Raw genomic sequence first — 22,826 nt, forward strand, 5'->3', positions numbered from 1 at the left:
GCTTTAGTCTTTGTGCTTTTAAAAGAATTTTAACCGATAGCAGGTCCCACAGCTGGGTAGCAGAAGGAAACCACTATCAAAAACAATAAATAATGAATACAGATCCAATAGCAGATTATTTAACAAGAGTAAGGAATGCCATTAAGGCCAACCACCGTGTTGTAGAAATTCCTGCATCAAACCTTAAAAAAGAAATTACAAAAGTTCTTTTCGATAAAGGTTACATCGCGAACTATAAGTTTGAAGATACTACAGTTCAAGGCACCATTAAAATAGCTTTGAAATACAATTCTATTACTAAAGTTCCTGCTATTCGTACATTAGTGCGAGTAAGTAAACCAGGTTTGAGAAACTATGCTGGTGTTGAAAATATGCCAAGAGTATTAAACGGTTTAGGTATCGCAATCTTATCGACTTCAAAAGGTGTAATGACTGATAAAGAAGCAGCCAAATTGAATATTGGTGGTGAGGTATTGTGTCACGTTTATTAATTTTTAGGAGAACTACACAATGTCAAGAATAGGAAAAGCCCCAATTACAATCCCTTCAGGTGTTACAATTACCGTATCTAACGATAACGTGGTAACTGTTAAAGGCCCTAAAGGTGAATTAACACAAGCAGTAGATGCAGACATCACTGTAAGTCAAGAGGATGGAATTTTAACAGTTCAACGTCCATCAGAACAAAAGAAACACAAAGCATTACACGGTTTATATCGCTCATTGCTTAATAACATGGTTATTGGTGTTACAGAAGGTTATAAATTAACTCAAGAATTAGTAGGTGTTGGTTACCGTGCTACAAACCAAGGTAATACACTAGATTTAGTTTTAGGTTATTCTCACCACTATGTTTTCCAATTACCAGAAGAAATTAAGGTAACTACATCTTCTGAGAAAGGACAAACACCTAAAATTGTTTTAGAGAGTATCGATAAACAATTAATTGGTCAGGTAGCAGCGAAAATTCGTTCGTTACGTGCACCAGAGCCTTACAAAGGTAAAGGTATTAAGTTTGTAGGTGAAGTGTTAAGAAGAAAAGCAGGTAAATCAGCATCTAAAAAATAGTAATCATGGCAGGTAAAAAATTATCAAGAAGAGATCGTATTAAAAAAGGGATCAGAAAAAGACTTACCGGTTCGGAAGAGCGTCCAAGGTTATCTGTATTTAGAAGCAATAAAGGTATTTATGCTCAGGTAATTAACGACGTAACCGGTATAACAATAGTTTCAGCATCATCATTATCAAAAGATTTTACTGGTACTGGTAACAAAAGCGACCAATCAGTTGCTGTAGGTAAATTAGTAGCTGAAAAAGCAATTGCTGCTGGTATTAAACAAGTTGTTTTCGATAGAAATGGCTATTTATACCACGGTCGTGTAAAATCGTTGGCAGAGGGTGCCCGCGAAGCTGGTTTAGTATTTTAATCTGAGGAAAAAGTAAGATGTCAACTATCAATATAAAAAGAGTTAAAACCACCGATATCGAATTAAAGGATCGTTTGGTTAGTATACAACGTGTTGCTAAAGTAACCAAAGGTGGTCGTACTTTCAGCTTCTCAGCAATTGTTGTTGTTGGAGATGAAAACGGTGTTGTTGGTTTCGGTTTAGGTAAAGCAAAAGAGGTAACTGAAGCAATTGCTAAAGGTGTAGACGATGCTAAAAAGAACTTGGTAAAAGTTCCAATTTTAAACGGTACTGTTCCTCACGAGCAAATCGGTAAATTCTCAGGTGGTTTTGTTTTAATAAAGCCAGCTGCGGTGGGTACCGGAGTAATTGCTGGTGGTGCGATGCGTGCTGTATTAGAGAGTGCTGGTGTGCATAACGTATTAGCAAAATCTAAAGGATCATCGAACCCACACAACGTAGTAAAAGCAACTGTAGATGCATTAACGAAAATGCGTGATGCTTACACAGTAGCTCAAACTCGTGGTATAGATTTAAACAAAGTATTTAACGGATAATATCATGGCTAAGATCAAAATAACACAAGTAAAAAGCGTTATCGACAGAAGCGAGCGCCAAAAAAGAACCGTTCAGGCTTTGGGTTTATCTAAAATGAACCAAAGTGTTGAGGTAGAAGCTACACCGCAGATAATCGGTATGGTTCGTAAAGTGAATCACTTAGTAGCAATCGAAGCAATTTAATAAAGATTTGAAGGTAGTGTTGGCAACCGCTATCACTACCTTTATATATGTTTAATCGTTGTACCTGTTTAGTGAAAGCGAAGGGCAACACAAATTCAAAAAAATGAATTTAAGTAATTTAAAACCTGCAAAAGGTTCTACAAAAAACAGCAAAAGGATTGGTCGCGGTACAGGTTCTGGTCGTGGTGGTACTTCAACTCGTGGTCATAAAGGTGCGGGTTCTCGTTCTGGTCACTCAACTAAAATCGGTTTCGAAGGTGGTCAAATGCCATTACAACGCCGTGTGCCTAAAGTAGGCTTCAAACCTATTAACCGTACCGAATATGTTGGTGTAAACTTAGATGTGTTACAAAATTTAGCTGAGAAACACAGCTTAACAACTATCGATTTCGCTGCTTTACAATTACATGGTTTGGCTTCGAAAAACGACTTGGTTAAAATCTTAGGTCGTGGAGAAGTTAAAGCAAAATTAGATGTAACTGCACATGCGTTTTCTGCAACCGCACAAAAAGCTATTGAAGCGGCAGGTGGTTCAATTGTAAAATTGTAATTATTAAATGAAGAAGCTATTTACTACTTTAAGTAATATCTGGAAAATTCAAGAATTAAAAGAGCGTATCTTGTTTACGCTCTTAATTCTTTTGGTATACCGTTTCGTATCGCACGTGGTTTTGCCAGGTGTAGATCCAAATGCTTTAGGCGCAAATGAAAAATCAGGACTTTTAGGCTTACTAGATATGTTTGCCGGTGGTTCTTTCTCACGTGTGTCTATTCTCGCTTTGGGGGTAATGCCTTATATCTCTGCGTCGATTGTGGTGCAACTATTAGGTATTGCTGTTCCTTCTTTCCAAAAAATGCAGAAAGAAGGCGAAAGTGGTAGAAAAAAAATGAACCAGATTACACGTTACCTTACGGTGGCGATTACTGTCGTTCAATCTGTTGGTTACGTTAAAACACAGGTTCCGCCTGAGGCTATACTTTTGCCAAACACCCTATTCTTAGTATTATCAACATTCGTATTGACTGCGGGTACGCTATTTGTAATGTGGTTAGGTGAAAAAATTACTGATAAAGGAATTGGTAATGGTACATCATTAATTATTATGGTGGGAATTATTGCTCGTTTACCAGTAGCCATTTCTCAAGAGTTTAGCGCACGTGTAGGTTCATCAAGTGAAGGCGGAGGCCCTGTTGCCTTGGTTTTGGAAATTGTTGCGCTTTTTGCAGTTGTGATGTTTACTATCTTAATTGTTCAGGGCGTACGCAAGGTGCCTGTTCAGTATGCTAAGAAAATTGTAGGCAACCGCCAGTTTGGTGGTGTTCGTCAGTACATTCCTTTGAAAGTGAATGCAGCTGGGGTTATGCCTATCATTTTTGCTCAAGCATTGATGTTTATCCCAGGTGCTTTAATGCAGTTTGTTCCTTCTTTTCAAGATTCATGGCTAATCCAATTTAGTAACACTACTTCTTTGGCTTACAGCTTAACATTCGCATTTTTAATTATTGCATTTACATTCTTCTATACTGCAATTACGGTAAATCCAACTCAAATGAGTGATGATATGAAGAAAAACGGAGGTTTTATTCCAGGTGTTAAGCCAGGGTTCGCAACGTCTACTTTCATAGATGATGTTATCTCGAAGATTACTTTTCCGGGTGCAATTTTCTTAGCGATCATCGCGATTTTGCCGTCTATTGCTGTTAAGTTTGGAATTAAGCAAGAGTTTGCGCATTTCTTTGGTGGTACTTCACTTTTAATTTTAGTAGGTGTTGTGTTAGACACTTTACAGCAAATTGAAAGTTATCTGCTTATGCGTCATTACGATGGTTTGATGAAAACTGGTAGGGTAACTGGTAGAACTGGTATTCCTGCTGCCAGCAGTAATGCTGCGTTGTAGGCTTTAGGAATGTCTAAAATCTACTATAAATCTTCAGAAGAGATTGAATTGATCCGCGAAAGCGCCATGCTTGTTTCGAGTACATTGGCAGAAGTTGCTAAAGTAATAAAGGCAGGCATGACTACAATTCAATTAGACAAGTTGGCTTACGAATTTATTAGTGACAATGGTGCAACGCCGGCGTTTTTAAATTACAACGGCTTTCCCAATTCTTTATGCATTTCGCCAAATGAGCAAGTTGTTCATGGATTTCCAAGCGAGTATGTAATTAAAGATGGCGACTTGATTTCTGTTGATTGTGGTGTAATCAAAAACAGTTATTTCGGAGATTCAGCCTACACTTTTTCCATCGGCCAAATTGATGAAGAAAAGCAAAAGTTGGTAGATGTAACCAAAAAATGCCTTGATCTTGCGATTGATAAAGCTGTGGTGGGAATGCGTGTTGGAGATATCGGCTTCGCGGTTCAGCAATATGCAGAGGCAAATGGTTTCGGTGTAGTTAGAGAACTTGTTGGCCATGGGGTTGGTATTAAACTGCATGAAAAACCTGAGGTACCAAACTACGGAAAACGTGGTGCAGGACCTAAACTCGAGGAGGGGATGGTAATCGCAATCGAGCCGATGATTAATGCTGGTGTAGCTGGTGTAAAATTTCATAAAGATGGCTGGACAGTTACCAGTAAAGACAATAAACCATCTGCACATTTCGAACATACTGTTGCGATCAAAAAGGGCAAAGCAGATATTTTATCTAGCTTTTCGTTGATAGAAAAAGTTTTACAACAAAAAAATTAAATAATTAAAATATTTTATTTAATTTTGCAACCCTGTTTAGAAGCAGCTAATTAAGTAACAATCAATAAAATATGGCTAAACAAGCCTCAATTGAACAAGACGGAGTAATAAGAGAAGCATTATCTAATGCGATGTTCCGGGTAGAACTTGAGAACGGACATGAGATCATTGCCCACATTTCAGGTAAGATGCGTATGCACTACATCAAGATCTTACCTGGCGACAAAGTAAAATTAGAGATGTCTCCTTATGATTTGACAAAGGGACGCATCACTTATAGATATAAATAAAATGAAAGTTAGATCATCAATTAAAAAACGTAGCGCTGATTGCAAGATTATTCGCCGTAAAGGTAAACTTTACGTTATCAACAAGAAAAATCCTAAATACAAGCAACGTCAAGGGTAATTTAAAAACATTGTAACGTGCCGTACAACGGTGGCCCGCCGTTCGGACTTACTTAAATACATACATAAATATGGCAAGGATTTCAGGTATTGATTTACCAAGAAACAAAAGAGGAGAGATCGGTTTAACTTATATCTACGGAATAGGTAGAACAACTGCACAACGTATATTAACTACTGCAGGTATCGATTTGAACAAAAAGGTACAAGATTGGTCTGATGATGAATTATCAGCAATACGTACGATGATTAACGATGAGATTAAAGTAGAAGGTGCTTTACGTTCTGAGGTTCAATTAAACATTAAACGTTTAATGGATATTGGTTGTTACCGTGGCTTACGCCATAGGAAAGGTTTGCCTTCTCGTGGTCAGCGCACTAAAAACAACTCACGTACTCGTAAGGGTAAGAGAAAAACAGTTGCTAACAAGAAAAAAGCTACTAAATAGAAATTGATAGATGTGGGATGTGAGATTCTAGATATGAAAATATCTTTTACTCTGCTCAAATCTGGAATAGAAAGATAAAAATTAGATACTGAGTGCCGAGGTAGCGTTTGTTTCCTATCTCACTTCTCATATCTCAAATCTAAAAAGATAAAATGGCTAAGAGCAAAAAAGTAACAAAAAAACGTATCGTTGTAATTGAGCCTGTTGGACAGGCACACATCAATGCTACTTTCAACAACATCATCGTTACCTTAACAAACAACAACGGACAGACTATTTCATGGTCTTCTGCAGGTAAAATGGGCTTCAAAGGTTCTAAAAAGAACACGCCTTATGCAGCTGGTCAAGCAGCATCAGATTGCGGTAAAGTTGCATTCGACCTAGGTTTGCGTAAAGTTGAGGTTTTTGTAAAAGGTCCTGGTTCAGGTCGCGAATCTGCAATCAGAACTTTACAGGTAGCTGGTATAGAGGTAACATCTATTAAAGATATTACGCCACTTCCACACAACGGATGTCGTCCTCCTAAAAAGAGAAGAGTTTAATTAATTTTAAAGCTAAGAATCTTCGGTTATAGGCCGAATGGTACTTTAAAACAAAACAAAAAATGGCAAGATATACAGGCCCAAAATCAAAAATCGCCCGTAAATTCAGAGAACCAATCTTCGGTCCTGATAAGGTATTAGACAGAAAAAATTATCCTCCTGGGCAGCATGGCTCATCAAAAAGAAGAGGTAAACAATCTGAATATGCAATCCAGTTAATGGAAAAACAAAAAGTAAAATATACTTATGGTGTATTAGAAAAGCAGTTCAGTAACTTGTTTAAAAAAGCATCTTCTCGTGCAGGTATCACTGGAGATAACTTACTTCAATTGTTAGAAGCACGTTTAGATAATACAGTTTATCGTTTAGGTATTTCTACAACCCGTTCTGGTGCACGCCAGTTGGTTAGCCACAAACACGTAACAGTGAATGGCGAAGTTGTAAATATTCCTTCATACCAGTTAAAAGCTGGAGATGTGGTTGCTGTTCGCGAAAAATCTAAATCATTAGAATCAATTAGTAACTCAGTTGCTGGTAGAGCAATCAATAAGTTTGCTTGGTTAGAATGGAACGCTAGTGAATTAACTGGTAAATTCTTAACCTATCCTCAACGTGATGAGATTCCTGAAAACATTAAGGAAAACCTAATCATCGAGTTATACTCAAAGTAATAAATAAGATAGTTAATTGCCTCGAAAGGGCAATTAACTTTTTTCTTGTTACTATATATTCAATAACGAATTTAAAAAATTATAAATGGCAATTTTAGCATTTCAGAAACCAGACAAAGTGATCATGCAGAAATCAACTGATTTCGATGGCACATTTGAATTTCGTCCTTTAGAGCCCGGTTTCGGTGTAACAATTGGTAATGCCTTAAGAAGAATCTTACTTTCTTCATTAGAAGGTTATGCTATTACTACTATTCGTTTTTCAGGCGTTTCTCATGAATTTTCTACCATGAAAGGTGTTGTAGAAGATTTAACTGATATCATCTTAAACTTGAAACAAGTACGTTTTAAGAAAACTGGTGATTCAGGAGATGCTGAGAAGGTTTTTATCATTGTTAATGGTCAAGATCAGTTTAAAGCTGGCGATATCACTAAATTCTCTAACAACTTTACAGTTTTAAATCCAGAGCATGTAATCTGCAATATGGATAAATCTGTTACTTTGGAAGTGGAATTAACCATCAATAAAGGACGTGGTTATGTACCGGCTGAAGAAAATAAAGTTGCTGATGCTGTTGTAGGTGTTATTGCGATCGATTCAATTTATACTCCGATGAAAAATGTGAAATACACGATCGAAAACTTTCGTGTTGAGCAAAAAACGGATTATGAGAAATTGGTTTTAGATATTTCTACAGATGGTTCTATCCATCCAGAAGAAGCATTAAAGGAAGCGGCTAAAATCCTTATCCAACACTTTATGTTATTCTCTGATGAGAACTTGGTGTTAGAATCTCAAGCCAAAGAAGAAACTAAAGAGGTAGATGAGGAAATTTTACATATGCGTAAAATCCTTAAAACTGAATTAGTAGATATGGATCTTTCAGTTAGGGCATTAAACTGCCTAAAAGCTGCAGATATCCGCACCTTGGCAGATTTAGTTTCTTACGATGTTGCTGATATGTTGAAATTCAGAAACTTCGGTAAAAAATCTTTAACTGAGATTCAGGAATTAGTTAAATCAAAAGGTTTGTCGTTCGGCATGAACTTGTCTAAGTTTAAATTAGACGAAGAATAAAATTGTTATAAGTTATAGGCAGTACCAATCACGTAAAGCTTAAAACTTACTACTTTAATAGTAAAATATTATTTCACAGTGTATAATTCCCTCTGCGAAGAGACGGTATACACTTAATTCAAAAACAATGAGACACGGTAAAAAAGTTAATCACTTAGGCAGAACCGACAGCCACAGAAAAGCGATGTTAGCTAACATGGCTACTTCACTAATTAAGCACAAAAGGATATCTACAACTTTAGCTAAGGCTAAAGCATTACGTACATATGTTGAGCCGCTTATTACCAAATCAAAAAACGATACTACGCACTCTCGTCGTACGGTTTTCTCTTACTTACAGGATAAAGAAGTCGTAACTATTTTGTTCCGTGAGGTTGCTGAGAAAGTGGCTAACCGTCCAGGTGGTTATACTCGTATCATTAAGTTAAACAATCGTCAAGGTGATAACGCTGAAATGGCTTTAATCGAATTGGTAGATTATAATGAAGTTTACGGTAAAGATGTAGAGGCAAAAGAGGAGAAGAAAACTACGCGTCGTGGTAGAAGCAAAGCTGCTCCTAAGGCTGCTGAAGCGAAAGCTGACACTACTGAAGAAGTTGCAACTGAAGAAGCACCAGCTAAAGAAGAGCAAAAAGGCGAATAATCTTATTCTATTATAGAATGCTAAATCCCGTTCAAATGAACGGGATTTTTTTTGTGCCTTTTTTCTGTACGGATATACTTTATTTATCTTACTTCACTATGCAATTTGTAAATTAGCCTTAAATCCTTAGAAAATGAAATTTAGGCTTTTAGTTCTCTTTGCACTGCTGTTTATGCAGCTCACTTCAAATGCACAAACAGTAAAGTATACCGATGGAAGTAGTACATGGAATGCAGATTCTTTAGGTAACCATCGGGCAGTTGTTGAATTTAAAGGAACTGGCAAAATCGCACACGTTAGAATCGAATGGCGCAGGCGCGATGAGCATCCTGAAATGAAAAGAGTGATTGTGCAAGATGAACGGGGCAATACGTTGAAAAGTACCACTGAAAATATTTCACGGGAAAGTGGGGATGTTTATTTTAGTGCAAATCGTGCAGGGAAGTACTTCGTCTATTCCATGCCCTATAAGAATGAGGGTAGAAGTAATTACCCTAAGGGTGTTTATTTAAAGCCCTTGCAGACTCTTGAAATAATAAACAGGCAAGTTCCAATAAATGCATTAGTAACCGAGATACAAGCAATTGATGCTTTCAACTCTTTTTATCCAATGGAGGTAATCGCTACACGCAAGGAAACTGCCGCAATTGTTTCTAAGAATCAAACTAAATCTTTTATTGTTTTTCCTGAAGACCGGATGTTTCCGATAAAGATGAAAGGAGATTTGCCTGTGCGTTGGGTTCGGAAAGGACCATCTAATGTATTTATAGGCACAGCAAGCAGAGGCGAGAATTATGCCTTTCAACTTGGTGTTTATGCGCTAACAAATTTGCAAAATGTAAAGGTTACGTACGGTGATTTTAAATCATCAACGGGAAAGGTAATAGCCGCAAATTTTATCAACTGTTTAAATACGAATGGCGTAAGCTACGATAATAAACCGTTAACAGCTGTTGTAAATGTTGCTAAGGGTAATGTTCAACCAATGTGGATCACCGTTAACATTCCAAAAAGTGCTTCACCCGGTGTGTATAGCAATAAGTTTGTGGTTAGTGCAAGCGGAGAAACAAAGGTGATTGATGCTCAATTAACGATAACAAACCAGGTTTTGGCGGATGCCGGTGTCGGGAGACCAGAAAAACAGACCCGATTAACTTGGTTGAATTCTACCATGGCCCAGGCGAATACCGTTGTTGCACCATATACGCCTTTGGTAGTTGAGGGCAATGTGATCTCGTTGCTGGGTAGAAAGTTCGAAATCAATGCAGACGGCTTTCCCAAACAAATTCAGACGTTTTTCAATTCGGAAACGACTGGCTACACCGAAAAACCCACTAACATATTGTACGAACCTATTCATTTTCATTTCTACAACAATCCAAACACTCAGGAGAAATTCATTTCTAGCAATTTCAAAATTGACGCTGAAGCGCCTGGAACTGTTAAGTGGAGTACTACAAATACCTCTTCAAATCTCAAAATGGATGTGGAGGGTGCGATTGAATTTGATGGCTATGTGCATTATGTGGTAAAAGTAACTGCGTTAAACGATGTAAACTTTAGTAACGTAGATTTTCATGTCCCTTTTAATAAAAATGCCACCAAATACCTCATGGGCTTAGGACAGAAAGGTGGTGTAAGACCAGATACTGTTAAATGGAAGTGGGATGTGGCCAACAAAAACCAAGATGCCGTATGGATTGGTAACGTTAATGCAGGTTTATATTATAGCTTACGCGATGAGCATTATGTTCGTCCGCTCAATACTAATTTTTATCTCCAAAAGCCCTTGCAGTTGCCTAAATCATGGGGAAACGAACAAAAGGGTGGCATACAAATTAATGTAAAAGGCGGTTCGATGCTAGCTGATAATTTTACCGGAGCAAGGAGTATGAACAAAGGGGACGTGTTGTACTATAATTTTAATCTCTTAATTACACCTTTCCATTTATTGGATACGGATTTTCAATGGGACAATCGCTTTTACCATAAATATGGAAACTTAGATAGCATTAGAGCAACCGGAGCAACGGTGGTTAATATCCATCACGCTACGCCGATTAATCCATGGATCAATTACCCATTTATCGAATGGAAAAAAATGCATAGCTATGTTGATGAAGCTCATCAAAAAGGGTTAAAAGTAAAAATCTATAATACGGTTCGTGAGCTCTCTAACCATGCTTATGAATGGCCTGCTTTAAGGAGCTTGGGTACAGAGGTATATTCTCCAGGTAAAGGCGGTGGTTTTAGTTGGCTGCAAGAACATTTAGATTCGAACTATATAGCAGCTTGGTTTGTGCCTGAAATTAAAGATGCAGCCATTATCAATAGTGGTATGAATCGCTGGCATAATTATTACGTAGAAGGAATGAACTGGTTGGTTAAAAATGTTGGTATTGATGGCGTTTACCTTGATGATGTGGCTTTTGATCGCGTGACCATGAAACGTATTAAGCGGGTGTTAACGCAGGATAACCATCCTGGGATAATTGATTTACATTCGGCCAATCAATTTAACAAAAACGACGGGTTCAATAATTCTGCCATCTTATATATGGAGCATTTTCCATACCTTAATAGGTTGTGGTTTGGTGAATATTTCGACTACGAAAAGAATAATCCAGATTTCTTCCTAACTGAAATTAGCGGCATTCCATTTGGTTTAATGGGCGAAATGTTACAAGACGATGGCAACCCATGGCGAGGAATGATCTACGGTATGACCAATCGTCTCGGATGGTCTGAAAAAAGTGATCCTAAGCCTTTGTGGCAAACTTGGGATGCTTTTGGTATTAAGGGCGCTGAAATGATTGGTTACTGGAGCGACAATTGCCCCGTTAAAACCGATCATCCAAAAGTATTAGCTACCGTTTATAAACAGAAGGGTAGAACAATGATTGCTCTGGCGAGTTGGGCAGAAGATGATGTGATTGTTAATTTGAGCATTGATTATAACCGTTTGGGCTTGCGGGCAGATCAGGTAAAAATTTCTGCACCTAATATCGATAATTTTCAAAATGGAACCAGTTATCACAATGGGAAATCAATTCCAATTCCAAAGGGAAAGGGTTTAATATTGTTAGTTGAATAAAGGAAAATGGCCAGCTTGATATAAGCTGGCCATTTCTTATTAATTGATGTATTCGGAAATATATCTTCGCCAGTCTACACCAAATGGGATAACAATGTATCTCCCTTGGGGGCTAACCAAAAATTTAGAAGGCCATGAGGAAACATGATAACTTGTCTCAATTTGAGTATCAGACATGATCACGGGAAAAGAATAGCCAAAGTTTTTCAGATAAGCTTTTACAGCAGATTCAGTATCTCTACTGGCAATGGTGATTAAATTTAATTTCGGCATTTCACCATTGATTGCACTATTATATACTTTCTGTAGATCTGGGTGTTCTCTTCTACAGGGCTCGCACCAGGTTCCCCAAAAATCGATTAACGTCCACGATCCTTTGCTTTGTTCCAGACTATATTGCTTACCGTCGATTTGCTTAAGAGCAAATATTGGGGCTGGTTTTGCCTTCTTGTTAAATTCTTCCAGCCAAACATCCTTAAATTTTTCCTGATCTTTAAAAAGTGCTTTCGCTTTTGCTTTGTAAGATGGATCAGTCATCGAAACGGTCATCATTACATCTAACTTATCAGCATCGTTTCCCAATACAGCAATATAATCATCTTCAAATGAAGATTTTTCATCACCAAATAAAAAAATCATATCATAAAAATAGGCGTGTTTGACAGATTTGTCTAGTGCATCTGGGCTATATTGGAAGGCGAATTTTAAATAAGTCAATTTCTCATCTTTATCCAATTGGGGGTTTTGAGAAAGGATGAAATTACAATAGGCTAGCATATACCGATACCAGCTTCGTTGTTCTTGAATTGATCTAGAAATATTAGAGCTTTCTCCGATTTGATGATCTTTTAGATTTTGGTAGATTCTCTGGATGATGAGATCCGCATTGGAGCGAAGCTTTTCATTGTTATACATCACTTTGGCAATTAGTAATCCATAACGTGCTTTGCGTTGCGAATAGAAATCAGTACTTTGTGTTAAATATTTCAAATATTCATTTCCAATGATCCTAAGTTTTTCGGTATTGTTGAGATTATCTTGTGCATCTACCCAATGCGAAATTCCATAAGCGTTGTCTCTTATTTCTGTATTGGCATCATGTTTTATCTGCTCTAAAATAATGTAGGCGTTTTTTCGCTTTTCTTTAAATCTTTTCCGAGCGGAATCGACCGTTACGTTATGCTTTTTTAGAGATTCAAGAAACGCACCATTTTCAAATAATTTAGTTTCATCAAATTCAAGAAACTCCTGTGCGAAACTATTGTGTAGCAAATCATCAGTCGAGTTATGATCAAGCGCTGCTAAATTTCTTAAAAAAAATAGTGCAGAATCTGGATTCTTTTCGTGGGTTCTTTGGAAACCGTTAAAATTGCTAACGTGCAGATTTACGTTGTATTGGCCGAAACCCAAATTTGCCAGGGTTACTAAAATAAGGAGTAGCGTTAATTTTTTCATTGGATCTCAACTAGATTTTTACATTTTCCATACCATACTGTTTTAAGACATCGATAGGTACGCCTGTCCATTGGTTCGGCGCATTACCTGCGTAGCCAATATCTTTTACACCAATTTCCGTAGTGTAAAAACCAGATGCTGTTAAATTCCTCATTCTTTCGAAGAAAACCACTCCAGCTCTAACCTCTGGCTTTGCTTTTTTCGGGTAGGCTATTTCATCAATGATAGCGATCTGTTCCGTTTCTGAGGCATCAATAAATGATTTGGCAAACTTGTTAAAGCAATAAACATCTAACCATTTTAAGCCGCCACGCATGGGCACTTGGTGTTCTGGTATATCTTTCACTATAAACTCAATAAATGCTGGAACCTTGGCGTCGGATGCGCTGCCAGAAATATCATCTTTCGGAATAATAATATCAGCCAGGATGGTAATGGTAGCCATTTCATGTTTGGTAAAAAATGTTTCGGCCTTTAATCTCTTATCGCGGTCAATTTCCCACTGCTCTCGCCCAGCTTCTTTAGCTCCTTCTTCTTTAGCTACTTCAACCGTTGGATTTTCGGGTTGCTTGCAAGCCTCTAACACAACTGATGTACTTACAACGGTTAAGCCTAGTGCTTTTATGGAATCTCGTCTGTTCATCTCGTATTGATTTAAATGTTTTGTTTTTTCTTTTGTGCCAAAATGTATTCTGCTGTGCGCATAGATAAGGCTAGAATCGTCCATGTAGCGTTTTTATCGCCCTGTTGTACAAACGGACCTGCATCTACAACAAATAGATTTTTGCAATCGTGTGCCTGGCAGTACTTATTCAAAGCCGATTTAGATGGATCATCGCCCATGCGTATAGTGCCTACTTCATGGATAATTTTTCCAGGTGGCAACAGGCCATAATTGGTTTCGGCACCTTGTATTTCTGAGGTTACTACAGCGCCCATTTCTTTCATCATGCTTAAAAAGGTTTCCTGCATGTGTTTGGCTTGCAAAATTTCTTCTTTTGCCCATTTATAGTGGAACCGGAGAACGGGTATTCCAAATTTATCTACCGTATTGGGGTCAATCTCACAGTAATTATCGGCTCTGGCTATAGCGGTTCCTCTTCCAGCCATGCCTATCGTAGTCCCATAAAAGCGGCGGTAATCATCTTTTAGTGATTTCCCATAGCCACCGGCATCTTTCATTTTTCCATCACGACCAGGAACCATACCGTTCATTTGGGCAACGCCACCGCCAAAACCATAGGCAGGCATACCCATTCCTCCCCAGTATTCGATATGGTAGCCTCTAGGGAAATCAAGTTTCTTGTTATCTAGCCACCACGGCGAATAAATATGTACACTGCCCAAACCATCTTCATTATAACGTTTTCTATCCATTAACTGCGGAAGAAAACCAGAAACACTTGCACCAGTAGAATCGTGCAGGTATTTGCCCACTACGCCACTGCTGTTAGCTAATCCATTGGGATGAGCGGAAGATTTTGAGTTGAGAAGAATCCTGGCAGACTCACAGGCGCTAGCACCTAAGATGACCAATTTGCCATTAACCTGGTATTCTTGCAAATCTTTACGGTTAACGTACGAAACCCCTTTAGCTGTTCCATCTTTATCCGTTACTACTTCCCTTACCATGGCATCTGTAATTACAGTTAAATTTCCGGTTTTTACAGCTGGGATAACAAGGCAGGAAGAGGAGGAGAAGTCGCCATAAACTTTACAGCTTCTGCCACATTGGCCACAGTAAAAACATGGTGCCCTGTCGCTATTATTGGGGAGTGGTTCTGTTAATACAGATCCTCGTCCTGGAATAACCTTTACCCCGGCCTTATCTGCACCTTTCTTAATAAAAAGCTCTGTTAGGCGGGGCTTTGGTGGTTTCATAAATATTCCATCAGGCTCATTGGCTAAACCCTCTTTAGTACCGTAAATTCCGATTAACCGATCTACTTTGTCATAAAAAGGCTTAACATCATCATAAGTAATTGGCCAGTCGTCTGTTAAACCATCTTTTGCCTGGAAATCTAATGGTCCCATTCTAAGCGAAATTCTTCCCCAATGGTTAGTCCTGCCCCCGAGCATCCGAGATCTAAACCATTCGAATTCGGTTTTATTTTTAGTGGTATAGGGTTCGCCTTCTAGTTCCCAACCTCCGTAAGAAGCATCGAAATCGCCAAAGGGACGCACCGTATTTGCACCTCGTCGGGGCGATTCCCAAGGCCATTTTAATTGATGTGCATCAATTCTTGGATCGAAATATTGTCCTGCTTCCAGCATCAATACCTTCTGCCCTGAATTTGCTAAGATGTAAGCTGCCATTCCGCCACCGGCTCCAGAGCCAACAATAATAGCATCATAAACAGTTGGCGATTTTTTTATTTGAAAGTCACTCATGAAATTTTGATAAAATGATATGATTATCCTAATCTAAACTTAATTTTTTTTAATTAAAAGTAAAAGGCATCAATCTACAGGCATTAGTGCAATGCTTTATCCAGGTAAAACTAAATCGAATTACTTCAATAATTGATCAATGGTGTGTGAGCCAAATATTTTAGATTAAAATACAGTCGAACGATAGATTTCTTAAGGGTTTAAGTCGCTCTATTGTTACATTATTAATGATGAGCTTCCTTACCGATAAAATGATTTATCTTTGGATTTTAAACCTTATTGAATGGTATTTTCGGCACATATAGATCAGTTTATTTCCGCGTTAGAATCAAGCTTAGTTTCTGAAGACTTCGTTAAGCTATCATTAGGGAATTATAAGGGCAGCGAAGAGCATTTAAAACAACTATTGGTCCGTCGGGTTTTGATCAAAAGAGTTGATAAATTAGCTATCACATTTAGGTACAAAACACGCGATGTTGTAAAGAATTTTAGTGTACCTGAGGGCATGAATGTAGTTGGTGAATACCTTGGTGCTGGATTTAAAATTGCAACACTTTTTACCGTAAATAAAGATATCATATTCGAGGAATTGAATAATGGAAAAGTGGTATTTAGAGAGGCTGCGGCGTCTGCAAAGACTCCACCTAATAAGCTTCACGATAAAGAAAAGTCGAGATTGATCAAGCCTCAGGCTAAGGGGTATTTATCTGAATTGAAAATTACGGATGCTGATGGTCAGGTTTATAAGAATGCACAGGATAAATTTCGCCAGATTAATCATTACATTGAGATATTGAATGCTTTGATCAAAGAGCTGCCAGGAGGCACCATTAAAAAAGTTGCCGACATGGGTTCTGGAAAAGGCTACTTAACCTTCGCCCTTTACGACTATCTACATTCGGTTTTGAATTTAAACGCGGAAGTTGTTGGCGTGGAATATAGGCAGGACATGGTTGATTTGTGCAATGAAGTGGCAAGGAAATCTGGTTTCAGCCAGTTAAATTTTATTCAAGGAACCATAGAGGGCTACCAGGCAGCAAATGTAAACTTGCTAATTGCGCTGCATGCTTGCGATACCGCAACTGACGATGCTATTTACAAGGGAATTAAGGCAAATGCCGAGCTCATTGTGGTGGCACCTTGTTGCCATAAACAAATTCGTAGAGAAATTGAAGTAAGCAAGGTTAAAAATGATGTTTCATTTCTTACAAAGTATGGTATCTTTTTAGAGCGGCAAGCAGAAATGGTTACTGACGGAATAAGGGCACTTATACTGGAATATTTCGGCTATAAAACCAAAGTTTTCGAGTTTATTTCTGATGCACACACACCAAAAAATGTATTGGTTGTAGGCATTAAGCGTACAGATAACTTAAAACCCACCGAGGCAGCCGAAAAAAAGGCGGAAATTTTAGCAAAAATCAAAGACATTAAAGCCTATTTTGGAATAGGTTATCACCACCTGGAACGGATGTTAGCATTGTAGTAATAAAGTTTTTGGTTGAGGTGAATAGTTGAGACACTAACCGAATACTTAGCTTCAAAGTAGTTAAATATTAAACAGATTTATAATCCCATTACTTAAGAACTACAAGCTTAATGTTCCGTTTGGCGCACACTCTATTCTCAAAATCTGAAAGCTTAATTCAAGAAATGTTTGGCACCTGTAGGCCTTAACTATTTAAAATGAAGAAGGATTAATGCCAATAACGCCGGAATAGCTTGCACGTATAGAATTCTTTTGCTTGCAGTTGCAGCGCCGTAAAAGCCAGCTGTAATTACACAGCATAAAAAGAAGATAGCTACATAAAATTTCCAGTGGGGGTCCTCAATCAATAATGACCAAATTAATCCAGCCGCCAAAAACCCGTTATACAGGCCTTGGTTTGCGGCCAAAGTTTTGGTAGGCTCGAATAGCTCTTTTGGGATGCTTTTAAAAATGCCAGGCGCTTTAGTAGTCCAGGCAAACATCTCTAACCAGAAAATGTAGATGTGGATGATGGCTACAATGCCAATTAGAATTTGAGCGACTGTTTGCATGACTCTTTGGTTTGTTTGAAGTTACAATAAATTCGTGTAAACTCATAGTCAACCAATAAACTCATTATTTATGCTAGAATAGTAGATGTTCTGGTTATGCTAACGATAAAAATAATCTTAAGATTTATCCCTAAAAAAACGCGATCAAAAAAAAAAGACCACCTCTCGATGATCTTTCTCTCTGATATTTTAGAGATTATTTAACTTGTCCCTGGGCTCTTGCAATGTATGCATCTACTAATTGCGCCTCTGCACTTTCAGGATATTGTGTTTTAATCTTGGTGTATGCATCTACGGCACCGCTAAAATCTTTTAGGTTTTCATTTACTAAACCTAATTTCTTTAAGAACATTGGCGATGTAAATTTGCTCGCTTTATCTGATGCTTTTTTGTAATAAGTGGCCGCCTGTTTGTAATCTTTCAATTCACTGTAGGCATCTCCCAATAAGCCTAACGCCAATGGATCTGCAACCGGACTGCCTGTAGCACTATATTTTCCTAAAGCATCAATTGCCTGTTTGTACTCACCTTTACGTAAATAAATTCCGCCCAAGTATAAATTCGCTATATTTGCTGATTTTGTATTATCATATTCTTTAGCAATTTCTTCCAAGCCTGGATATCCACCTTCACCTTTAACGGCTTTATTAGATAACGAGTCTACGCCTACATATGACTCTGCTTTATACATCTTGCTTGCAGCTTCTTCTGCACGGCCTTTTAAGTACACATTTTGATACCAAAAATATACGCCGATTAATAAAACTACAGCCCCTGCAATAAAAAGTAAGCTTTTATTATTTTCTTGTACGAATGAACCTTTTTTAATAGGTTGAGTAGTTTGGTTATCTGTTGTAGACATGTTTGTTTAAAAAATTAAGATTGCAAAAATACATTTTTCAATCAAAGTATCAACCTTTATTTTTAAGTATTTAATTAAACATTAGTTATTTAGAGGGTAAAAAACGGTAAATTGCGCCATATTTATGTGGTTAAAGAATATTACGCTCCTAAATTTTAAAAACTATAACGATGCAGATCTTCACTTTTCTGATACTGTAAACGTTTTCACCGGGAATAATGGTTCTGGCAAAACCAATATGCTTGATGCCATCCACTATTTGTGTCTCTGCAAAAGTTATTTTAATCCGATTGATGGACAACAAATCAAGGCTGGCGAAGAGGTTTTTATGATTCAGGGTGATTTTAGCAGGAATGAGAAGAATGAAAAAATTAGCTGCGGTGTAAAGCGAAATCAGAAAAAACAGTTTAAGCGTAACAAAAAGGAATACGATAAATTGGCAGATCATATCGGATTATTTCCCGTGGTAATGGTTTCACCATATGATGTTAATCTAATAATGGAGGGGAGTGAGGAGCGTCGCAAATTTATCGATAATGTGATTTCGCAAACTGATTCACACTACCTCGATCAGCTTATTGGCTATAACCGAGTTTTATTGAATCGGAATGCACTGCTGAAGCAGATTGCACAAACACGCAAGTACGACCCAACGTTGCTCGAAATTCTTAACGACCAACTTGTGGCGGCAGGAAATAGAATTTTTGCTGTTAGAAAAGCGTTCATGGATGCATTTATTCCATTGTTTGATGAATACTATGCTTATCTTACCGAACAAAAGGAAACTGTATCGCTCAATTATCAATCTCAATTGATTGACATGTCTTTTGAATTGCTGTTGAAACAGACGGTTGAGAAAGATCGGATACTTGAGCGTACCACAACGGGAATTCATAAAGACGAATTGGCTTTTGTTATTAATGAAATGCCTTTAAAGAAATTTGGATCTCAAGGGCAACAAAAATCTTTTTTGATTGCGTTGAAGCTTGCTCAATACGCCTACCTGGCAAAAAACAAGGGGTTTAAGCCTTTGTTATTGTTGGATGATATTTTTGACAAGCTTGATGATCACCGTGTGGAGAAGTTAATGCAAATGGTATCTCACCAAGATTTCGGGCAAATATTTATTACAGATACAGGTATGGAACGGGTAAAATCTATTTTCGATAGGATACAAGTCGATGTAACTTTATTTGAAGTTGAGGAGGGAAAGATAAAACATGCGTAAACCCAATGATATTACCATGAAAGATGCCATCAGCAAGATGCTGGATGTGTATCGTTTGCGCAAGAAGTTTGATGAAACATCAATTGTTGCGATTTGGCCAGAAATTATGGGAACGGCTATTGCAAATAGAACCAAGCAAATCTATATTAAAGATAAGAAGTTGTTCATCAGAATAGAATCTTCTGTTATTAAAAATGAGCTCGTCCTCGTGCGCCATGGTATTATACAGAAGTTAAATGAACACGCTGGTAGTGAAGTAATTAACGAAATGGTTTTTTTGTAACACGCTCCAATAAAAAAGGTGCTGAAATATTCATTTCAACACCCGATATAAAGATCTTTAAGTTGAGTAGCCTAACTCCGGCCTCCGCCAAAAATTTTGGCTAAAATCCAGATTAATAATGCAACCACTATTACTACTATAATAATACCAGACCAAACGCCGGCTTTAAATATACCTCCTACAAGTTCGCAACTGCTTAAGGTAGTGCATAAAAATGCGATTAGTGCTATTGGGAATAATTTTCTCATATTGATGTTAATTTGTAATAGCTAACATTCAATATTCAAGAAAGTTTTACCAGAGTGCTATTTGCCGTTAACTTTTAGCAATTCTACTTCAAAAATTAAGGTGCTATATGGTGGAATATCTGCACCAGCACCCCGTTCGCCGTATGCCAACTGATAAGGAATGAAAAATTTATACTTCGAACCTGCTGGCATTAACTGCACACCCTCTGTCCAGCCTGGTATTACACGATTCAATGGGAAACTTATTGGCTCTCCTCTATCATAAGAACTGTCGAACTGTTTACCGTTCAATAAAGTTCCCTTGTAATGAACCAATACAGAATCGGTTGCAAGCGGTTTAACACCCGTACCTGCTGTTAAAACTTCGTATTGTAAACCGCTTGGAGTAGTTTGTACCCCTGCTCTTTTCTTGTTTTGATCTAAAAAATCTTGTCCTTCTTTCATAATTGGTGCAAATTTAATTTTATTAGCGGCAGTCTCTGCTTTATTTTTAGCCTCAGATGCTTTTGTGATAGCTTCATTGATGCATGCCTGCGCTTGTTCTTGCGTTAGAACCACTTTTCCGCCTGTAAATGCATCTTTAAGACCCTTTAGTAGGGCGTCATAATTTAATACCGTTAATCCAGTAGATTTTAAGCCTGAACCTATAGAGGTGCCAAAGGCATAGCTTGTAGAATCTAGCGCAGATTTTAAAGCAATGGGTGCTGTAATGGGTTTAGCAGTAGCGGTAGTTTTTTTTGCAACAGGCTTTTTTGCTGCTGGTTTAGTTTGTGCGTAGCTGGCAATTGCTAAGGTAGAAACACATGCCGCCATAATAATTTTTTTCATTGATTATAATGATGATTGGTTAAATCGATTAAAGTTCGAAAGATACAAAATTGATAAAACAATAAAACCCCGAAATAATCGAGGTTTTATCTAAAATTATTTTTTCAATACTAGAAACGCTCGTCTGCCTTAAAGAAGAAATCGCCTTCAATTGCGGCGTTCTCATCAGAATCTGATCCATGTACAGCATTTGCATCAATAGATTTTGCATATTTCTGGCGGATAGTTCCCTCTGCAGCTTCAGCAGGATTTGTAGCACCAATTAATTTCCTAAAATCTTCGATAGCATTATCTTTCTCCAAAATTGCAGCAACAATAGGGCCTGAAGACATAAAGCTAACTAAATCTTTATAGAAAGGACGTTCAGCATGAACTGCGTAAAACTGACCAGCAGTTTCATCAGTTAATTTTGTATATTTTAATGCGATGATTTTAAAACCTGCAGTAGTAATGTCATTAATGATAGATCCAATGTGGCCATTTGCTACAGCATCAGGCTTGATCATGGTAAAAGTTCTGTTAGTGCTCATTGTAATTTGATATCAATTTTTTTGCAAAAGTACGTTTTAATTGATGAATTACCAACATCTATAACAGCTGCTTGGGTAGGGTTGTTGCATTATTTATCATACTAAAAAAATGCGACCGATTTAATACATTAAGCCAAGCTAAAATCCTTTAATACTATATTAAAATTACTTAGCTTTGCAGCGCAAAAAAATATGCTTACACTTACCGCATTAAAATCTTTACTGGCTACACCACAACGAATTGTGATTACCACGCACCATAAGCCCGATGGGGATGCAATGGGGTCGTCGTTAGGGTTGTACAGTTATCTCATTCAAAAAGGACATCACGTAAAAGTGATTACTCCAACCGATTATCCAAGTTTTTTACATTGGATGCCTAATAATGCCGATGTGCTTATTTTTACGGCAGAGCAAGAGCGGGCTGCCCAGCTCGTTAATGATGCATCTATAATCTTTTGTTTAGATTTCAACACCCTTAGTCGGATCAATGAGTTAGGAGAGTTGGTGAGGGCATCGGGAGCCCGCAAGGTAATGATAGATCATCATTTAGAGCCCGAGGATTTCGACGATTACCGCCATTGGGATATTAATGCATGTGCAGCAGCACAGTTGGTTTATGATTTCATCGTGAACCAGTTAGAAGATAAAGAAGGTATCAATAAAGATGTTGCAGCGTGTTTGTACACGGGTATTATGACAGATTCTGGTTCTTTCCGCTTTGCCTCTGCAAATTCTACCGTGTACAGGATAGCCGCTGATTTAATAGATCTTGGTGCAGATCATGCTAAAATTCATCAGTTGGTGTATGATAACGCTAGCGAAGATCGTTTAAGGTTCTTAGGTTATTGTTTATCCAATAAACTAGAAGTGATAAGGGAATTTAATACCGCTATAATCTCTGTTACAAAAGAAGAATTGGCGCAGTTTAACAGTGCTACCGGAGATACAGAGGGTGTGGTAAATTTTGCCTTATCTATTAATGGAATTCGTTTGGCAGCACTGATTATCGAAAGAACAGATAAGGTTAAGCTTTCTGTAAGGTCTACAGGCGATTTTCCTGCAAATGAAATCTGTAAAAAGTACTTTAATGGTGGCGGGCACAGAAATGCGGCCGGCGGTGCCGCAGAAAAACCACTTACTGAGGTGGTAGATAAGTTTAAATCAATATTAGCAGAATATAAAAATCAATTAATTGCGTAAAGCAGATAACCAAATTAAATAAAGTTTAAATACA

Annotated in this window: 28 protein-coding genes; 20 read left to right on the forward strand and 8 right to left on the reverse strand. The window is 37.7% G+C overall.

Translation table 11 applies throughout. From position 1 onward, the window contains the following. Window positions 1-92: 92 nt before the first annotated feature. The 16 genes from rpsH (at window position 93) to OQ268_RS16745 (ending at window position 11,724) form a co-directional block, all read left to right on the forward strand. Entirely contained in the window at window positions 93-491 is a 399-nt protein-coding gene (gene rpsH / locus OQ268_RS16670) for a 30S ribosomal protein S8 (protein WP_322974032.1), read from the forward strand. Between the two features lie 19 nt (window positions 492-510). Further along, window positions 511-1,068 (forward strand): 50S ribosomal protein L6, encoded by a 558-nt coding sequence (rplF, locus tag OQ268_RS16675; RefSeq protein WP_265857820.1) that lies wholly within the window; start codon window positions 511-513, stop codon window positions 1,066-1,068. A 5-nt stretch (window positions 1,069-1,073) separates the two neighbouring features. Next, window positions 1,074-1,427, forward strand: a complete 354-nt coding sequence (gene rplR, locus OQ268_RS16680) for a 50S ribosomal protein L18 (protein ID WP_265857822.1) — start codon at window positions 1,074-1,076, stop codon at window positions 1,425-1,427. A 17-nt stretch (window positions 1,428-1,444) separates the two neighbouring features. Next, entirely contained in the window at window positions 1,445-1,963 is a 519-nt protein-coding gene (gene rpsE / locus OQ268_RS16685) for a 30S ribosomal protein S5 (RefSeq protein ID WP_010599893.1), read from the forward strand. A 4-nt stretch (window positions 1,964-1,967) separates the two neighbouring features. Then, window positions 1,968-2,147: a 50S ribosomal protein L30 gene (gene rpmD / locus OQ268_RS16690; protein ID WP_010599892.1), complete on the forward strand. Its 180-nt coding sequence runs from the start codon at window positions 1,968-1,970 to the stop codon at window positions 2,145-2,147. 103 nt (window positions 2,148-2,250) lie between these two features. Beyond that, window positions 2,251-2,697 carry a 50S ribosomal protein L15 gene (gene rplO, locus OQ268_RS16695; RefSeq protein WP_265857824.1) on the forward strand — a complete coding sequence of 149 codons (447 nt, stop codon included), beginning with the start codon at window positions 2,251-2,253 and terminating at the stop codon, window positions 2,695-2,697. A gap of 7 nt (window positions 2,698-2,704) precedes the next feature. After that, window positions 2,705-4,045: a preprotein translocase subunit SecY gene (gene secY, locus OQ268_RS16700; protein WP_265857826.1), complete on the forward strand. Its 1,341-nt coding sequence runs from the start codon at window positions 2,705-2,707 to the stop codon at window positions 4,043-4,045. 9 nt (window positions 4,046-4,054) lie between these two features. Then, complete coding sequence (gene map, locus OQ268_RS16705; protein ID WP_265857828.1) at window positions 4,055-4,840, forward strand: type I methionyl aminopeptidase; 786 nt, start codon at window positions 4,055-4,057, stop codon at window positions 4,838-4,840. Window positions 4,841-4,911: 71 nt separating this feature from the next. Beyond that, window positions 4,912-5,130 (forward strand): translation initiation factor IF-1, encoded by a 219-nt coding sequence (infA, locus tag OQ268_RS16710; RefSeq protein WP_010599888.1) that lies wholly within the window; start codon window positions 4,912-4,914, stop codon window positions 5,128-5,130. A 1-nt stretch (window position 5,131) separates the two neighbouring features. Next, a complete protein-coding gene (rpmJ, locus tag OQ268_RS17905; RefSeq protein ID WP_010599887.1) occupies window positions 5,132-5,248 on the forward strand; it encodes a 50S ribosomal protein L36 in 117 nt (38 codons plus the stop codon). A gap of 70 nt (window positions 5,249-5,318) precedes the next feature. After that, window positions 5,319-5,696 (forward strand): 30S ribosomal protein S13, encoded by a 378-nt coding sequence (rpsM, locus tag OQ268_RS16720; RefSeq protein ID WP_010599886.1) that lies wholly within the window; start codon window positions 5,319-5,321, stop codon window positions 5,694-5,696. Between the two features lie 152 nt (window positions 5,697-5,848). Continuing rightward, window positions 5,849-6,238: a 30S ribosomal protein S11 gene (gene rpsK, locus OQ268_RS16725; RefSeq protein ID WP_010599885.1), complete on the forward strand. Its 390-nt coding sequence runs from the start codon at window positions 5,849-5,851 to the stop codon at window positions 6,236-6,238. Between the two features lie 62 nt (window positions 6,239-6,300). Next, window positions 6,301-6,909, forward strand: a complete 609-nt coding sequence (gene rpsD, locus OQ268_RS16730; protein ID WP_265857831.1) for a 30S ribosomal protein S4 — start codon at window positions 6,301-6,303, stop codon at window positions 6,907-6,909. Between the two features lie 85 nt (window positions 6,910-6,994). After that, window positions 6,995-7,987, forward strand: a complete 993-nt coding sequence (locus OQ268_RS16735) for a DNA-directed RNA polymerase subunit alpha (protein WP_056848536.1) — start codon at window positions 6,995-6,997, stop codon at window positions 7,985-7,987. 127 nt (window positions 7,988-8,114) lie between these two features. Next, window positions 8,115-8,630, forward strand: a complete 516-nt coding sequence (rplQ, locus tag OQ268_RS16740; RefSeq protein WP_265857833.1) for a 50S ribosomal protein L17 — start codon at window positions 8,115-8,117, stop codon at window positions 8,628-8,630. A 133-nt stretch (window positions 8,631-8,763) separates the two neighbouring features. Then, a complete protein-coding gene (locus OQ268_RS16745) occupies window positions 8,764-11,724 on the forward strand; it encodes a glycoside hydrolase domain-containing protein (protein WP_265857835.1) in 2,961 nt (986 codons plus the stop codon). A 39-nt stretch (window positions 11,725-11,763) separates the two neighbouring features. On the opposite strand, the gene OQ268_RS16750 is transcribed toward OQ268_RS16745, so the two are convergent. From OQ268_RS16750 to OQ268_RS16760, 3 genes are read right to left on the reverse strand one after another with little or no spacing between them, the layout of a single operon-like run. Beyond that, the gene (locus OQ268_RS16750) at window positions 11,764-13,179 is read right to left on the reverse strand and encodes a TlpA family protein disulfide reductase (protein ID WP_265857837.1); all 1,416 of its coding nucleotides are present in this window, start codon (window positions 13,177-13,179) and stop codon (window positions 11,764-11,766) included. 10 nt (window positions 13,180-13,189) lie between these two features. After that, a complete protein-coding gene (locus OQ268_RS16755; protein WP_265857838.1) occupies window positions 13,190-13,822 on the reverse strand; it encodes a gluconate 2-dehydrogenase subunit 3 family protein in 633 nt (210 codons plus the stop codon). Between the two features lie 11 nt (window positions 13,823-13,833). Beyond that, window positions 13,834-15,570, reverse strand: coding sequence for a GMC oxidoreductase (locus tag OQ268_RS16760; RefSeq protein WP_265857840.1), 1,737 nt, complete (start codon window positions 15,568-15,570; stop codon window positions 13,834-13,836). A 283-nt stretch (window positions 15,571-15,853) separates the two neighbouring features. On the opposite strand from OQ268_RS16760, the gene OQ268_RS16765 reads away from it, so the two are divergent. Next, entirely contained in the window at window positions 15,854-17,056 is a 1,203-nt protein-coding gene (locus OQ268_RS16765) for a class I SAM-dependent methyltransferase (protein WP_265857842.1), read from the forward strand. 191 nt (window positions 17,057-17,247) lie between these two features. Here the strand turns inward: OQ268_RS16765 and OQ268_RS16770 are convergent, their stop codons facing one another. Both OQ268_RS16770 and OQ268_RS16775 read right to left on the reverse strand, forming a co-directional pair. Beyond that, a complete protein-coding gene (locus OQ268_RS16770) occupies window positions 17,248-17,610 on the reverse strand; it encodes a DUF1304 domain-containing protein (RefSeq protein ID WP_265857843.1) in 363 nt (120 codons plus the stop codon). A 196-nt stretch (window positions 17,611-17,806) separates the two neighbouring features. Continuing rightward, window positions 17,807-18,472, reverse strand: coding sequence for a tetratricopeptide repeat protein (locus OQ268_RS16775; protein ID WP_265857844.1), 666 nt, complete (start codon window positions 18,470-18,472; stop codon window positions 17,807-17,809). A gap of 124 nt (window positions 18,473-18,596) precedes the next feature. Between OQ268_RS16775 and recF the strand changes: the two genes are divergently transcribed. Beyond that, complete coding sequence (gene recF / locus OQ268_RS16780; protein WP_265857846.1) at window positions 18,597-19,700, forward strand: DNA replication/repair protein RecF; 1,104 nt, start codon at window positions 18,597-18,599, stop codon at window positions 19,698-19,700. Next, entirely contained in the window at window positions 19,693-19,983 is a 291-nt protein-coding gene (locus OQ268_RS16785; RefSeq protein WP_265857847.1) for a DUF721 domain-containing protein, read from the forward strand. The genes recF and OQ268_RS16785 overlap by 8 nt, the downstream gene beginning before the upstream one ends. 71 nt (window positions 19,984-20,054) lie before the next feature. Here the strand turns inward: OQ268_RS16785 and OQ268_RS16790 are convergent, their stop codons facing one another. The 3 genes from OQ268_RS16790 to OQ268_RS16800 all read right to left on the reverse strand — a co-directional run bounded on the left by OQ268_RS16790 (window position 20,055) and on the right by OQ268_RS16800 (window position 21,589). Then, a complete protein-coding gene (locus OQ268_RS16790; protein ID WP_265857848.1) occupies window positions 20,055-20,231 on the reverse strand; it encodes a hypothetical protein in 177 nt (58 codons plus the stop codon). Window positions 20,232-20,288: 57 nt separating this feature from the next. Next, entirely contained in the window at window positions 20,289-21,059 is a 771-nt protein-coding gene (locus OQ268_RS16795) for an FKBP-type peptidyl-prolyl cis-trans isomerase (protein ID WP_265857850.1), read from the reverse strand. A 110-nt stretch (window positions 21,060-21,169) separates the two neighbouring features. Then, window positions 21,170-21,589 (reverse strand): nucleoside-diphosphate kinase, encoded by a 420-nt coding sequence (locus OQ268_RS16800; RefSeq protein WP_265857851.1) that lies wholly within the window; start codon window positions 21,587-21,589, stop codon window positions 21,170-21,172. 192 nt (window positions 21,590-21,781) lie between these two features. Between OQ268_RS16800 and OQ268_RS16805 the strand changes: the two genes are divergently transcribed. Then, window positions 21,782-22,792, forward strand: a complete 1,011-nt coding sequence (locus OQ268_RS16805) for a DHH family phosphoesterase (protein ID WP_265857852.1) — start codon at window positions 21,782-21,784, stop codon at window positions 22,790-22,792. Window positions 22,793-22,826 lie beyond the last annotated feature (34 nt).

Source organism: Pedobacter sandarakinus (assembly GCF_026240095.1).
GTDB lineage: Bacteria > Bacteroidota > Bacteroidia > Sphingobacteriales > Sphingobacteriaceae > Pedobacter > Pedobacter sandarakinus.

Bases quoted from the DNA above. Each gene is read 5' to 3' on its own strand.
- rpsH (WP_322974032.1), top strand. From the start codon at position 93: ATGAATACAGATCCAATAGCAGATTATTTAACAAGAGTAAGGAATGCC.
- rplF (WP_265857820.1), top strand. From the start codon at position 511: ATGTCAAGAATAGGAAAAGCCCCAATTACAATCCCTTCAGGTGTTACA.
- rplR (WP_265857822.1), top strand. From the start codon at position 1,074: ATGGCAGGTAAAAAATTATCAAGAAGAGATCGTATTAAAAAAGGGATC.
- rpsE (WP_010599893.1), top strand. From the start codon at position 1,445: ATGTCAACTATCAATATAAAAAGAGTTAAAACCACCGATATCGAATTA.
- rpmD (WP_010599892.1), top strand. From the start codon at position 1,968: ATGGCTAAGATCAAAATAACACAAGTAAAAAGCGTTATCGACAGAAGC.
- rplO (WP_265857824.1), top strand. From the start codon at position 2,251: ATGAATTTAAGTAATTTAAAACCTGCAAAAGGTTCTACAAAAAACAGC.
- secY (WP_265857826.1), top strand. From the start codon at position 2,705: ATGAAGAAGCTATTTACTACTTTAAGTAATATCTGGAAAATTCAAGAA.
- map (WP_265857828.1), top strand. From the start codon at position 4,055: ATGTCTAAAATCTACTATAAATCTTCAGAAGAGATTGAATTGATCCGC.
- infA (WP_010599888.1), top strand. From the start codon at position 4,912: ATGGCTAAACAAGCCTCAATTGAACAAGACGGAGTAATAAGAGAAGCA.
- rpmJ (WP_010599887.1), top strand. From the start codon at position 5,132: ATGAAAGTTAGATCATCAATTAAAAAACGTAGCGCTGATTGCAAGATT.
- rpsM (WP_010599886.1), top strand. From the start codon at position 5,319: ATGGCAAGGATTTCAGGTATTGATTTACCAAGAAACAAAAGAGGAGAG.
- rpsK (WP_010599885.1), top strand. From the start codon at position 5,849: ATGGCTAAGAGCAAAAAAGTAACAAAAAAACGTATCGTTGTAATTGAG.
- rpsD (WP_265857831.1), top strand. From the start codon at position 6,301: ATGGCAAGATATACAGGCCCAAAATCAAAAATCGCCCGTAAATTCAGA.
- OQ268_RS16735 (WP_056848536.1), top strand. From the start codon at position 6,995: ATGGCAATTTTAGCATTTCAGAAACCAGACAAAGTGATCATGCAGAAA.
- rplQ (WP_265857833.1), top strand. From the start codon at position 8,115: ATGAGACACGGTAAAAAAGTTAATCACTTAGGCAGAACCGACAGCCAC.
- OQ268_RS16745 (WP_265857835.1), top strand. From the start codon at position 8,764: ATGAAATTTAGGCTTTTAGTTCTCTTTGCACTGCTGTTTATGCAGCTC.
- OQ268_RS16750 (WP_265857837.1), bottom strand. From the start codon at position 13,179: ATGAAAAAATTAACGCTACTCCTTATTTTAGTAACCCTGGCAAATTTG.
- OQ268_RS16755 (WP_265857838.1), bottom strand. From the start codon at position 13,822: ATGAACAGACGAGATTCCATAAAAGCACTAGGCTTAACCGTTGTAAGT.
- OQ268_RS16760 (WP_265857840.1), bottom strand. From the start codon at position 15,570: ATGAGTGACTTTCAAATAAAAAAATCGCCAACTGTTTATGATGCTATT.
- OQ268_RS16765 (WP_265857842.1), top strand. From the start codon at position 15,854: ATGGTATTTTCGGCACATATAGATCAGTTTATTTCCGCGTTAGAATCA.
- OQ268_RS16770 (WP_265857843.1), bottom strand. From the start codon at position 17,610: ATGCAAACAGTCGCTCAAATTCTAATTGGCATTGTAGCCATCATCCAC.
- OQ268_RS16775 (WP_265857844.1), bottom strand. From the start codon at position 18,472: ATGTCTACAACAGATAACCAAACTACTCAACCTATTAAAAAAGGTTCA.
- recF (WP_265857846.1), top strand. From the start codon at position 18,597: ATGTGGTTAAAGAATATTACGCTCCTAAATTTTAAAAACTATAACGAT.
- OQ268_RS16785 (WP_265857847.1), top strand. From the start codon at position 19,693: ATGCGTAAACCCAATGATATTACCATGAAAGATGCCATCAGCAAGATG.
- OQ268_RS16790 (WP_265857848.1), bottom strand. From the start codon at position 20,231: ATGAGAAAATTATTCCCAATAGCACTAATCGCATTTTTATGCACTACC.
- OQ268_RS16795 (WP_265857850.1), bottom strand. From the start codon at position 21,059: ATGAAAAAAATTATTATGGCGGCATGTGTTTCTACCTTAGCAATTGCC.
- OQ268_RS16800 (WP_265857851.1), bottom strand. From the start codon at position 21,589: ATGAGCACTAACAGAACTTTTACCATGATCAAGCCTGATGCTGTAGCA.
- OQ268_RS16805 (WP_265857852.1), top strand. From the start codon at position 21,782: ATGCTTACACTTACCGCATTAAAATCTTTACTGGCTACACCACAACGA.